Genomic DNA, 13,191 nt, shown 5'->3' with positions numbered 1-13,191 from the left:
AGGTGGCGCGCGTAGCGCGACGGAGGGGTGTCGCCCTTCTCGATAGCGGGACACCCCTCCACCATCCTACGGATGGTCCCCCTCCCCTTGCAGGGAAGGAATTTGAGATAGTTACGCCCCCAGCTTCTCCAGCATCGACGGGGTCAGCACCTGCGGCAGGACCTGCGGCTCCTTCGCACCCGGCGCGTAATAGAGGTACAACGGCACGCCCGCCCGGTTATGCCGCTCGATAAAGCGTCCCAATACCGGATCGCCATCGGTCCAGTCGCCGACCAGCACCGCCACCTTGTTGCGATCGAACGCGTCCCGCACCGACGAACGCTCGATCGCCGCGGCTTCGTTGACCTTGCAACTGAGGCACCAGTCGGCGGTGAAATAGGCGAAGACCGGGCGGTTCTGCTTGCGCAGACTGTCCAGCTTGGCCTCGGTAAAGGCCGTGTCGGCCGTCGTCTTGGCCACTGCGGCAGCGGGCTTGACCGTGACGACGATCGCGACCGCCAGCACTAGCGCCAGGATCGCGGGCCAGCCCGCCCGCCCCTTGCCGCCATGCTGGCGCAGACCCGTCCACCAGAAACCCAGCGAGGCCAGCAGCGCGGCGGCAAGGCCCAGCGTCATGCCGGTCACCCCCGCCTCCTGCCCCAAAATCCACGCCAGCGCGAGCGCGGTCAGGAACATCGGCACTGACAGGATATGGCGCAGCCGCACCATCCACATGCCCGGCTTGGGCAAACGCCGCCGCAGCGCGGGCACGAAGCCGATCGCCAGGAACGGCAGGGCGATGCCGATCCCCAGCCCTGCGAACACCGCCAGCGCGGCGGCGGCAGGCAGGACCAGCGCGGCCCCCAGCGCGCCCGCCATGAACGGCCCCGAACAGGGCGTGGCGACGAACGCCGCCAGCGCGCCGGTCGCGAACGACCCCATCGCGCCCGATCCCCCGGCAAAAGCGGGCGTCGGCAGTTCGAACAGCCCCGCCAGATTGAAGGCGATGCCTGCAACCAGCAGCAGCAATATGCCGATCACGCGCGGGTCCTGAAGCTGGAAGGCCCAGCCAGCACTCTGCCCGCCCGCCCGCAGCGCCAGCAGGATCACGCCCAGCGCCACACAGACCAGCACCACGCCCGCCGTATAGGCCAGCGCCTCGATCCGCGCATGCCGCTCGTCTCCGCCGCCCCTGGCGAGGCTCAAGGCCTTCAGGCTCAGGATCGGGAAGACGCAGGGCATGATGTTGAGCAGCAAACCGCCCAGCACCGCGCCCAGAAACGCCAGCGCCACCGCGCCGACCCCGTTGTCCGTCCCGCCGCTCGCCTCGGCAATCGCACCCGGCTTGGCGGCGAAGGACAGGCCCCTGCCTTCACCGATCGACAACACCCCCGACACCGGGCCCGGTGTGGGCACGGCGGCGGCGGGGATGGCGAGGATCAACTGGTCGCCCTTGCGCGTCAGGAGTTGCGCGGCGGCATGGTCGATCACGCCGCTGCGCTCGGGGAAGAAATACACGTCCTTGACCGCGACCGAGGCGGGCAGCGGCACTGCGATCCGCACGCCCTTTCCTTGCGTCTCGATCACCCCGTCGCCGCCCAGCGGGCGGGGCAGAGCGGCGCGCCAGCGGTCGAACGCCGCACGGGTGGCGGGGTCCACCACGCCGTCCCCGACCGTCAGCCTGGTCGACAGCGTCTGGCTTTCCGGCACGCAGATCGTGTCGGTGCAAACGAGGTAATCGAGCTTGACGCTGATCGGCAGCGGCGTCCCCTTGGCCAGCCCGGCGGGCACGGACAGGTCGACGAGCAGCGTGAAGGGCCGCTCATAGACATAGTTCATCAGCCCGGCGATCTTCAGCCGCCCCGGCACCGGATAACGCAATTCACCAGCCGTCACGCCCTTGGGCAGCGTCCAATGCGCCTCGGTCGGCAGGCCCGCATCGCCGCCATTCTTCCAATAGCCGTGCCAGCCCTTTTCCGGCGTCGCGACGATGGCGAGCGTAGTATGGCTTCCCGCCGCCGGGGTTGCGCTCTCGGCGACCAGACGCATCGGCAGATGGATCGCGCCTGGCGCAGGCGCGCTTTCGGCCATGCCGGGGCTTGCCGCCACCAGCATGAACAGAGCCGTCATCAGGATGTAAAACCAACCGCGCATCGACCTTGCCCTCACCCGCTTTCGCGTTCCATAGCGCCCCTGTCCCCGCTTTGCATCAAGGTTGCCCATGAACTCCCTGACTGCCGCGCTTCTGGCCTCCGCCGCCCTGTTCACGACACCGGCGCTCGCCCAGACGGCCAGCCCCGAGCCGGGCGGCGCGCCCACGCCCGTCGCCGCCACCCCTGCGACGCCGCTGCCCCCCTTTCCGACCAAGCCGCCCAAGCTGATCGTCGCCATCTCGGTCGATCAGTTCTCGGCCGACCTATTCCAGCAATATCGCAACCACTTTACCGGCGGCATGGCGCGGCTGCTGACCGGCGCGGTCTTCCCCTCAGGCTATCAGAGCCATGCCGCGACCGAAACCTGCCCCGGCCACTCGACCATCCTGACCGGCTATCGCCCCGCCCATACCGGAATCATCGCCAACAACTGGGTCGACCAGTCGGTCAACCGCCCCGACAAGATCGTCTATTGCTCGGAGGACGAAAGCGTCGCGGGCATGGACCACAATAATTACATCGTCTCGGACAAGCATCTGAAGGTGCCGACCCTGGGCGAGCGGATGAAGAATGCCGACATCCGCGTCCGTACCGTCTCGGTTGCAGGCAAGGATCGCGCCGCCGTGATGATGGGCGGGCACAAGATGGACGAGATCTGGTGGTGGGACGGCAAGACCTATGTCTCCTATGCCGGACGCGCCGTACCCCCGGTTGTGGAGCGCACCCGCAAGGCGGTCGCCGATCTGATCGCCAAGCCGCAGGCGGCCCTGCCCCTGCCCGGTTACTGCAAGCCGCTCGACCGGCCGATCACGGTCGGCGGCCAGACGATCGGCACCGGCCGGTTCCAGCGCGCGGCGGGCGACCTGAAGGCGTTCCGCGTCTCACCCGCGTCGGATGCGGCAGTGCTGGCGATGGCGGCGGGCTTCGTCCAGGACATGAAGCTGGGCCAGGGCCCGCAGACCGACATCCTGTCGGTCGGCCTGTCGGCGACCGACTATATCGGCCATGCGCTGGGCACCCAGGGCACCGAGATGTGCATCCAGATGGCCGAGCTCGACCGCTCGCTGGCGGGCTTTTTCGACGTGCTGGATGCGACCGGTGTGGATTATGAGGTGATGCTGACCGCCGACCACGGCGCGCACGACATGACCGAGCGGCAGCAGCAACGCGCCATGCCGATGGAAAGCCATGTCGCGCCCGAGGCCAAGACCAAGGCGATGTCGGCTGCCATCGCCAAGGCGCTGGGCCTGCCCAACGATCCGCCGCTCCTGATGAGCGCGGAGGGTGACATCTATATCAACCGCAACCTGCCCGCCGCGACCCGCGCCAAGGTGCTGGCCGAGGCCAAGCGCCGTTACGAAGCCCTGCCACAGGTCGCCGCCGCGCTGACCCGCGACGAAATCGCCGCGCCCCCCTGGCCGACCACGCCGCCGGAAACCTGGACGCTGAAGGAAAGGGCGCGGTCCTCCTATGATCCGACGCGCTCGGGCGATCTGCTGATCCTGCTCAAGCCGCGCGTGACGACCATCGAAGAACCGATCCCCGGCTATGTCGAGACCCATGGCTCGCCCTGGGATTATGACCGGCGCGTACCGATCCTGTTCTGGCGCAAGGGCATGGCGGGGTTCGAACAGCCGCTGTCCGTGGAAACCGTCGACATCGCGCCGACGCTGGCGGCGACGATCGGCCTGCCGATGCCGGGCGTGGACGGGCGTTGCCTGGACCTCGACCCAGGTGCGGCGGATACGTGCAAGCGGTAATCCGCTATTCCAGGGGGACCGCCGCGAAGCGGTGGTGGAGGGGTGTCCCCGCCGATGGGTACACCCCTCCGTCAATCCTACGGACTGCCACCTCCCCTTACAGGGGAGGAATTTCCTGGGTGTGTTCCACCAGATACTCGATCGGTTTGAAACTCCCCCCGTTCGAGGCGGGCGCCGAACATGCCGTCAGCCCGATCACCAGGTCCATATGCGCCACGAAGCGGATATGGTCCCCCGGCCCGCTCAGCGGCGGCAGCACCTCCAGCTTGCCGGTGGCCCCATCGACCGGCACGTTCATGAAGCAGTTGAACGCCACCGGAATCCGGTCCGGCACCACGCCATAGGGCTCCAGCGCCGCCGCCAGATTGCCGAAGCAGCCCCGGTGACGTGGCAGGTCGGGATAGAAATGGTCGAACGTATCGACCGAGCACGGCGTCAGCAGGAAATCGTGCATGCCGACCGTATCCTCGACGATCTCCAGCATCACCCGCGACCGGTTGGAATAGAGCTTATGCCCCTTGGTCAGCCGGATCGTCTCGGCATAATCCAGCGTCCGGCCCGACGAGATGACCTCGTCCATATCCTCGGCATTGAAGGCGAGCAGGTCCGCCACCTGCCGCCCGCGCGGATCGATCACGGTCAGGCTGTCGCCCTTGGCCATGCGAAAGGCGTCCCCGCTCCGCGGCGGAATTTCCACGGTCCGGCTGGTCACGGCTTGGCCTCTCCCGGCGCGCCCGCATAGTGGAAGGGGCAGCGCCAGCCCTCCTCGACCACGCGGCCGCTATATTGGCGCGCCTCGCTCATCTCGCCATGCCGCGCGAGCATCGGGTTGCGCGAGCCCGCCAGCGCCTCGTCGCGCATCATGATCTTTTCGCGCATCGTCTCATATTTGCCCTGCGCGCGCAGCGTCTCGAACTGGTCGTGCAGGTTGAAGATCATCGCCGGGCGCGGAAAGCGTCGTGCGGGGCGGCTGGCATTGGGGTGGAGGCCGACCACGAAGAACGCCTCGCCGCCGAAGGACAGCGAGAAATGCGGATCTTCAGGGTCGGCGCTGACGCGCGTATCCCAATCCTGCCCCAGCCAGACATCCTTGTCGGACAGCGACTGGATGCGCGACCACACCGCGCGCTCGAACGACGCCTCGTCGAGTTCGTCGGGCCCGGCGAACACCACCGCCAGGCTGCGGAACAGCTGCGGCTCGGCGCGATAGCGTTCGGCGAAGCGGCGCAGCGTGTCGTGAATGCGCAGATCGTCCCAGGCGCTGGCAATATCGCGGGCACCCAGGATTTCCAGCGTCCCCCGCGCCATCGCCGCCTTGGCCCCGACGCACGGAAAGTCCGCCGCCGCAATATGTTCGCGCAGCAGCGCGGCCGATTCCGGCTCGCTGGGGTCATGGGCGGGAAATAAACTGCTTGCAGTGTCTGACATGGGATGCCCCAACGCCGCGAAGCCGAAGGACGTTCCGAAAGATGCCGTAATACCAAATGATTGGCGATCGTTTCTAAGGCATATTGATAGGGATCAAGTTGGCGGCTTCGGTGGACCATGTTCGGGCCTTGCCGGACATCACCCGTGACAGGGATTCCCTCTGGTCGCCGTCGCTGCGGGCGGCCGCCGGGCGGCCATGGTGATAGCCCTGCTGCCAGACCGCGCCGCTGACAAAGGCGAGGTCGGCCATGGCCTGGCTCTCGACCCCCTCGACGATCACCGTCCCGCCCAATTCGCGGATCAGGCCGATCAGATGCGGCAGGCTGTGACAGGGCGCTTCCTCACGGGTCGCACGCCGAAGGAACAGGCCGTCGATCTTCACCAGTGCCGGGACTAGGTCCATCAACTCGCGGATCGAGGTGAAGCCCGCCCCGAAATCATCGAGCGCCAGCGTCGCGCCGGTGGCCCGAAGCGCCTGCGCAAAGGCCACCGCATCATCGATATGCACGATCGGCTCGGTCTCGGTGATCTCCACCACCAGCCGTGCGGCGAGAGCGGGCTGGTCGACCAAATCAGCCAGCACGCCGCGCCACCAGCCGTTCAGATGCGCCGAATTGGCCGAGATGTTGACCGCCAGCACCGCCTCCGGATGCGCGCGCAATTCGGCCAGCACATGACGCACCATCAGCCAGTCGAAGGTGGTCGCCGTCCCTATCCTCTCCAGCGCGGTAAAGATCGTCGCGGGCGACAGCGCCGCGCCGGGATCGTCGAAGCGGGCCAGCCCTTCATGATAGAGGATTCGCGACGGCTCGGCATAATGACGGACCGGTTGCCAGTGGGCGGTCATCCGCCCCTCACCCGCACAGCGAAAAGCCTGGGCGACCTGTTGCATGTCGCTCCGGTAAAGCGCGAACCAGCCATCGCCATGATCGCGGCGCACGTCGCGCGGTCCGCGATAGCGCAGCGGCGCGTCATTCTGCCAGGTCATGACGGCATGGACCGCCGCGCCCGCCTCGCCGGTGATCGGCGCGATCGAAATCGGCTCGGCGGTCAGGCGACAGGACAGGTCGGACAGGCGTTCCCACGGGACCGGACGATCATGATGCGCGTCGGAGGCGATACGAAACCGCCGCTGGGTCGTATCCTGTTCGATCCGTAGCCCGTTCTCGCGCAGCCGGACCGCGATCCGGCGCGCGACATGATCCGCCACGTCCGGCCCCCAACATGCCGCGATCAGTTCGAGATTGCTGATCTCGATCTCAAATGGCTCGATCGGCACCGATACCATGCCCCTCCGTCAGCGAGCGCATCGCAACGGCTTTCATGCGCCTGGCGATGCTCCCAATCTGGCGCAAAGGGTTAGCGGATCGTCTTACCCTTGCAAGACACCATGGCGATCATTAACCACGATTTATAGATTTTATAAGAACTTACGACACAAACCGATCATCATCTTATACATCATCATCAATCCAGATTAGGGCGAAGCCACCGCGTCGCCTGGGCAACGTCGACACCGCGCCGGGCGGCGTAGTCCACGACCTGATCCTCGCCGATCCGCGCGACGCCGAAATACTCCGCCTGGGCATGGCCGAAGTAAAAGCCGCTGACCGCCGCGGTCGGCAGCATCGCGAAGCTGTCGGTCAGCTCCAGCCCGACCGCCTCTTCGGCCCCCAGCAAATCGAACAGCGTCCGCTTGATGCTGTGCTCCGGGCAGGCCGGATAGCCGGGTGCCGGGCGAATGCCGCGATATTGCTCGCGGATCAGCGCGTCGTTGGTCAGCTGCTCGCCCGCCGAATAGCCCCACAGGTCGGTGCGGACATGCGCGTGCAGCCGCTCGGCAAAGGCTTCCGCCAGACGATCGGCCAGCGCCTTCAGCAGAATGTCGTTATAATCGTCATGCTGGCTACGGAACCGCGCGATATGCGCGTCGATGCCGTGGATGCCGACCGCGAAACCGCCGATCCAGTCGCCCGCCGGATCGATGAAGTCGGCCAGGCACATATTGGCGCGGCCTTCGCGCTTGGCGATCTGTTGACGCAGGAAGGGGATGCGGACCTCACCCCGCCCCTCACCCCGCAGGGGAGAGGGAGTGAGGATCACATCGTCGCCGTCCCGGCGGCAGGGCCAGAGCGCAGCGACGCCCTTGGCGGTCAGCCACTTCTCGGCGATCATCGTGTCGAGCATGGCCTGCGCATCGGCATAGAGCCCGCTGGCGCTCTCGCCCACGACTTCGTCGGTCAGGATCGCCGGGAAATTACCCGCCAGTTCCCAGGCACGAAAGAATGGCGTCCAGTCGATATAGTCGCGCAGATCGGACAGGTCCCAGTCCTGATAGACATGCACGCCCGGCTGCTTCGGCTCACCCGCCTTCAGCGCCATGTCGGCGACGAAGCCGCGCGCGCGCGCCTCCTCCAGCGGCAGGAGCGCATTGGCGCCCTTGCCCTCGCGCGCCTTGCGGACCGCTTCGTAATCGGCCGCGACCTGCGCGACATAAGGGTCGCGCTGGGTATCGGAGACGAGCGTCGTCGCCACGCCGACCGCGCGGCTGGCATCGAGGACATGCACCACCGGCCCCGAATAAGCAGGCGCGATGCGCAGCGCGGTGTGGACCTTGGAGGTCGTCGCACCACCGATCAGCAGCGGCATGGTCATGCCCGCCCGCTGCATCTCCTCGCCCACCGTCACCATCTCGTCCAGCGAAGGCGTGATGAGGCCCGACAGACCGATCATATCGGCGTCATTCTCGTTCGCCGCCGCGATGATCTTCGACCAGGGGACCATGACGCCCAGGTCGACCACCTCGAAGCCGTTGCACTGAAGCACGACGCCGACGATGTTCTTGCCGATATCGTGCACGTCGCCCTTCACGGTCGCCAGCACGATCTTGCCCTTGCCCTTGGCGCCCGGCTCCTTGGCCGCTTCGATGAAGGGAAGCAGGTGCGCGACCGCCTTCTTCATGACGCGGGCGGATTTGACCACCTGCGGCAGGAACATCTTGCCGGAGCCGAACAGGTCGCCGACGACGTTCATGCCGTCCATCAGCGGACCTTCGATCACCTCGATGGGGCGGGCGAATTGCTGGCGGCATTCCTCGGTATCATCGACGACATGCGCGTCGATGCCCTTGACCAGCGCATATTCCAGCCGCTTGGTGACGGGCAGGCTGCGCCATTCGGCGGCCTGCTTCTCGGCCACCGCATCGGTGCCGCGATAGCGCTCGGCCAGCGCCACCAGCCGCTCGCCCGCTTCCGGGTCGCGGTTGAGGACCACGTCCTCGCACGCCTGGCGCAATTCGGGGTCGATCGTGTCGTACACGTCGAGCTGGCCCGCATTGACGATCGCCATGTCCATGCCCGCCGGAATGGCGTGGTAGAGGAAGACCGAGTGCATGGCGCGGCGCACCGGCTCGTTGCCGCGGAAGCTGAACGACAGGTTCGACAGGCCGCCCGAGATATGGACGTGCGGACAGCGCGCCTTGATCTCGCGGCACGCCTCGATGAAGTCGACGCCGTAATTGTTATGCTCTTCGATGCCGGTCGCGACCGCGAAGACATTGGGGTCGAAGATGATGTCCTCAGGGGGAAAGCCGATGCCCATCAACAGGTCGTAGGCGCGCGAACAGATCTCGACCTTGCGCTCCTTGGTATCCGCCTGCCCGACCTCATCGAACGCCATGACGACCACCGCCGCGCCGTACGCCATGCAGCGGCGGGCATAATGCAGGAACGCCTCCTCGCCTTCCTTCATGCTGATCGAATTGACGATCGGCTTGCCGGACACGCATTTCAGCCCCGCCTCGATCACGCTCCATTTCGAGCTGTCGATCATGATCGGCACGCGCGCAATGTCCGGCTCGGCGGCGATCAGCTTGAGGAAAGTGGTCATGGCGTATTCGGCGTCGAGCAGCCCTTCGTCCATGTTGACGTCGACCACCTGCGCGCCATTCTCGACCTGGCTACGCGCCACCTCCACCGCGCGGGTGTAATCGCCCGCCAGGATCATCTTCTTGAACGCCGCCGATCCGGTGACGTTGGTCCGCTCGCCGACATTGACGAAATTGGTGGAGGATGCGGTCTGGGTCATATCTCGATCTCTATTCCTCCCCTGCAAGGGGAGGTGGCAGGGCGCAGCCCTGACGGAGGGGTGTCACGCTGTCGAGAGGCCGGTCTCTGCGAGACACCTTCCCCTCACCCAACCCTCTCCCCGGTGGGGAGAGGGCTATTAGGTCAGGCCGCCATCGTGAACGGCTCCAGCCCCGCGAGGCGGGTGACGACCGGCGGGGTCGGGATGGCGCGGGGCTTCATGCCGCGAACCTTGTCGGCAATCGCCTTGATATGGGCGGGCGTCGAGCCACAGCAGCCGCCCAGCACATTGACCTGTCCCTCGACCGCCCATTCGCCGACGAGGCCAGCGGTCGTCACCGGCGCCTCGTCATAGGCGCCCAGTTCGTTGGGCAACCCGGCATTGGGGTAGATCATGATGAGCGTGTCGCAAATCTCGGAGAGCGTCTTCACATGCGGGCGCAGCTGTTCCGCGCCGAACGAGCAGTTCAGCCCGATGGTCAGCGGCTTGGCATGGCGCACCGCATGCCAGAAGGCCTCGACCGTATGGCCCGACAGGTTGCGCCCCGACAGGTCGGTCAGCGTCATCGACAGCATGATCGGAATCTCGCGGCCCAGCGCCTCGCCCGCCTCGATCGTCGCCATGATCCCGGCCTTGGCGTTCAGCGTATCGAACACCGTCTCGATCAGGATGAAGTCCGCGCCGCCCTCGACCAGCGCGTCGATCTGCTCGCGGTACACGTCCTTCAGGAAATCGAAGTCGATCTCGCGGTAACCCGGATCATTGACGTCCGGGCTCAGCGACAGCGTCTTGTTGGTCGGCCCGATCGCACCTGCCACAAAGCGGGGGCGGCCATCCTTCGCCTGATATTCGTCCGCCAGACGCCGGGCAAGCTTCGCGCTCTCGATATTGATTTCGCGGACCAGATGCTCGGCCCCGTAATCGGCCTGGCTGATCCGGTTGGCGGAGAAGGTGTTGGTCTCGGCGATGTCCGCCCCCGCCTCGAAATAGGCGCGGTGGATGGACTCGGGCACCTCGGGCTTGGTGAGCGCCAGGATGTCGTTATTGCCCTTCTGGTCGTGGGACAGGCCCAGTGTCCCCGCATAGGCCGCCTCGTCCAGCTTCCAGTTCTGGATCTCGGTGCCGAACGCGCCGTCGGTGATGAGGATGCGCTTGGCGGCTTCGGCGAGGAACGTGTCGCGGGTCGTCATGATCTACTCCTGCCCCTCGCGTGAGGAGCCTATTGGCATTCGTCTAGGGCGCAGAGGTTACGCCGCCGCTACCGCCTCGGCCTTTTTGCCGCGCACACCCAGCAAATGGCTGATCGCATAGGCGAGTTCGGCGCGGTTGAGGGTGTAGAAGTGGAACCCCTTCACCCCGCCCGCGTACAACCGGCGGCACATCTCGGCCGAGATGGTCGCGGCGACCAGCTGGCGCGCGGCGGGATGGTCGTCCAGCCCCTCGAACAGCCGGTCCATCCAGTCGGGGATGCGCGCACCGCACATGGCGGCGAACTTGCGGGTCTGCGCGACGTTCGACACCGGCAGGATGCCCGGCACGATCTCCGCCGTGATCCCGGCCGCTGCGGCGGCATCGCGGAAACGGAAATAGGCTTCGGGCGAGAAGAAGAACTGCGTGATGGCGCGGGTCGCGCCCGCGTCGATCTTACGCTTGAGGTTATCGATGTCCGCTTGGCTGTCGGCCGAGTCCGGATGGCATTCGGGATAGGCCGCGACCGAAATCTCGAACGGGTGCAGCTTCTTGAGGCCCGCGACCAGATCGGCGGCATTCTCGTATCCGCCCGGATGGCTGACGAAGCGCGCACCCTCGGCGGGCGGATCGCCGCGCAGCGCCACGATATGCCGCACGCCCGCCGCCCAATATTCCTGCGCAACCTGATCGATCTCCTCGCGGGTCGCCTCGACGCAGGTCAGGTGCGCGGCGGCGTCCATCGTCGTCTCGCGCTGGATACGCGCGACGGTGGCGTGGGTCCGCTCGCGGGTCGAGCCGCCAGCCCCATAGGTCACCGAGACGAAGCGGGGGCCAAGCGGCTCCAGCGTACGGATCGCATCCCAGAGCTGCGCGTCCATCTTCTCCGTCTTGGGCGGGAAGAATTCGAAGCTGACCGCGATGTCGCCGCCGACATCGGCGAACAGCGGTTCGTCATGCGCCAGCGCGGCCTCTGCCTGCGTCAGAATCGTGTTCGTCATGCCGCCCTCACCCTATTCGTCTCGACGGGCCGCAGCCCCTTCTTCACACCCAGCCAGAGTTTGACGGTCAGCTCGCCGCCCTCCAGCGTCCTTGTCTCGGCCAGCGTCAGCCCGGCGGGGCCGAACCAGCTCGCCATCTGTTCATCGGCAAAGCCCAGACGGCTATGCGCCGCCTTTTGCCGCAATTCCTCGCGATCATGCGGGGCGAAGTCGGCGATCAGCAAGCGCCCGCCCGGCCCCAGCACCCGCGCCGCCTCGGCGATTGCCGCCCCCGGCTGCTGTGCGAAGTGGAGGACATGGTGCAGGATCGCGATGTCCGCCGCACCGTCGCCCATGGGCAGCGCGTACAGGTCCGCCTGCCGCAATTCGGTGTTGGCGCGGCCATGCAGCTTGGCGCGCGCCAGCCGCAGCATTTCCGACGAACGGTCGATGCCCAGCGCGCTCTCCGCCCGCTCGCCAAACAATTCCAGCATCCGCCCGGTGCCGGTGCCGATATCGATCAGCGCGCCCAGATCGCCCTCGCCGATCAGGCCCGCCATCGCCTCCTCGATCTCACTGTCCGCGACATGGAGCGAGCGGATCGCGTCCCACTCGCCCGCATGATCCTCGAACCAGGCCGCCGCACTTGCCGCCCGGTCGGCGCGCACCGCCGCGAGGCGCGCGACATCGGCCACCACCCAGGGGTCGGGCGTCTCCGCCGTCCAGCGGTCGAGCGCCGCCATCACCGGCTCCACCGCCTCCCGGTCGCCCAGCGCGACGAAGACCCAACTGCCTTCCTTGCGCCGCTCGGCCAGTTCGGCGTCGACCAGGATCTTCACATGGCGGCTGACGCGCGGCTGGCTCTGGCCCAGCACCTGCGCCAGTTCGCCGACGGACAGTTCCATCGAGCGGAGCAGCGCCAATATGCGCAGCCGCGTCGGATCGCCCAGAGCGCGAAAGATTTCGAGCGCATTCGCCATGGATCACGATATAAAGATATCTTTATATGCGGTCAACGCAGCGAACAGATTTCGGCCGACACGGACCCGAAACGGATAATCTGCGTTGGCACGCCGATCATATGTTTGAAACGGGAGTGTTTGCCATGAAGAAGGCCCTGATCCTCGCCCTGACCGGTGCCGCCGCCATGTCGCTGGCCGCATGCAGCGAAAACAGCCAGCAGCAGACCAAGGAGGCCGCCGACGCGATCGGCTCGGACGTCAAGGCGACGACGCAGAACGCCTCCGACGATGTCGAGGCGGCGACGGCCAAGGCGCTGAACTCGGCCGAGAACGCCATGGACCGCGCCGGCGACAAGCTGGACCGCGCCGGTGATCGCGCCGCTGCCCATGCCGATCGGGCGGGCGACGATATCGATCGCAGTCTGGACCGTGCCGGCGACAAGATCGAAAACGGCACGGCCAAGGCCCGCGAGGCGACCGGCAACGCGCTGGTCCGCGCAGGCGAGGATGTCCGCCGCTAAAGGGCTTTTCCCTTTCGGATTGTGGAAGCGGGTCGGCGAGGTTTCGTCGGCCCGTTTTTCATTCCTCCCCTGCAAGGGGAGGTGGCAGGCCGAAGGCCTGACGGAGGGGTGTCGTCGGTGGCTGCTGCGCGAAT

General features: G+C 66.6%; 10 protein-coding genes. 2 read left to right on the top strand and 8 right to left on the bottom strand.

Going from position 1 to position 13,191, the window contains the following annotated elements; all coding sequences use genetic code 11:
* Positions 1 to 111 precede the first annotated feature (111 nt).
* Positions 112 to 2,133, bottom strand: a complete 2,022-nt coding sequence (locus U1H82_RS01350) for a protein-disulfide reductase DsbD family protein (RefSeq protein WP_322963128.1) — start codon at positions 2,131 to 2,133, stop codon at positions 112 to 114.
* Positions 2,134 to 2,200: 67 nt separating this feature from the next.
* Between U1H82_RS01350 and U1H82_RS01345 the strand changes: the two genes are divergently transcribed.
* Entirely contained in the window at positions 2,201 to 3,892 is a 1,692-nt protein-coding gene (locus U1H82_RS01345; protein ID WP_322963127.1) for an alkaline phosphatase family protein, read from the top strand.
* A 97-nt stretch (positions 3,893 to 3,989) separates the two neighbouring features.
* Here U1H82_RS01345 and U1H82_RS01340 read toward each other — a convergent pair whose 3' ends face one another.
* From U1H82_RS01340 to U1H82_RS01310, 7 genes are all read right to left on the bottom strand, one after another.
* On the bottom strand, positions 3,990 to 4,604 hold the full coding sequence (locus U1H82_RS01340) for a DUF1989 domain-containing protein (protein WP_322963126.1): 615 nt from the start codon (positions 4,602 to 4,604) through the stop codon (positions 3,990 to 3,992).
* Positions 4,601 to 5,320, bottom strand: coding sequence for a guanitoxin biosynthesis heme-dependent pre-guanitoxin N-hydroxylase GntA (gntA, locus tag U1H82_RS01335; RefSeq protein WP_322963125.1), 720 nt, complete (start codon positions 5,318 to 5,320; stop codon positions 4,601 to 4,603). Before gntA ends, U1H82_RS01340 begins: the two co-directional genes overlap by 4 nt.
* A gap of 73 nt (positions 5,321 to 5,393) precedes the next feature.
* On the bottom strand, positions 5,394 to 6,608 hold the full coding sequence (locus U1H82_RS01330; RefSeq protein WP_322963124.1) for an EAL domain-containing protein: 1,215 nt from the start codon (positions 6,606 to 6,608) through the stop codon (positions 5,394 to 5,396).
* 179 nt (positions 6,609 to 6,787) lie between these two features.
* Complete coding sequence (gene metH / locus U1H82_RS01325) at positions 6,788 to 9,406, bottom strand: methionine synthase (RefSeq protein ID WP_322963123.1); 2,619 nt, start codon at positions 9,404 to 9,406, stop codon at positions 6,788 to 6,790.
* A 143-nt stretch (positions 9,407 to 9,549) separates the two neighbouring features.
* The gene (locus U1H82_RS01320) at positions 9,550 to 10,596 is read right to left on the bottom strand and encodes a homocysteine S-methyltransferase family protein (RefSeq protein WP_322963122.1); all 1,047 of its coding nucleotides are present in this window, start codon (positions 10,594 to 10,596) and stop codon (positions 9,550 to 9,552) included.
* Between the two features lie 57 nt (positions 10,597 to 10,653).
* Entirely contained in the window at positions 10,654 to 11,595 is a 942-nt protein-coding gene (gene metF, locus U1H82_RS01315) for a methylenetetrahydrofolate reductase (protein ID WP_322963120.1), read from the bottom strand.
* A complete protein-coding gene (locus U1H82_RS01310) occupies positions 11,592 to 12,554 on the bottom strand; it encodes an ArsR/SmtB family transcription factor (protein WP_322963119.1) in 963 nt (320 codons plus the stop codon). Before U1H82_RS01310 ends, metF begins: the two co-directional genes overlap by 4 nt.
* A gap of 125 nt (positions 12,555 to 12,679) precedes the next feature.
* On the opposite strand from U1H82_RS01310, the gene U1H82_RS01305 reads away from it, so the two are divergent.
* On the top strand, positions 12,680 to 13,057 hold the full coding sequence (locus U1H82_RS01305) for a hypothetical protein (protein WP_322963118.1): 378 nt from the start codon (positions 12,680 to 12,682) through the stop codon (positions 13,055 to 13,057).
* Positions 13,058 to 13,191: the final 134 nt, after the last annotated feature.

Source organism: Sphingomonas fuzhouensis (genome assembly GCF_034659795.1).
In the GTDB taxonomy this organism is placed as follows: Bacteria; Pseudomonadota; Alphaproteobacteria; order Sphingomonadales; family Sphingomonadaceae; genus Sphingomonas; species Sphingomonas fuzhouensis.
Note: the sequence above shows the minus strand (reverse complement) of the source record. Positions and strands in the feature narration are given on the sequence as shown.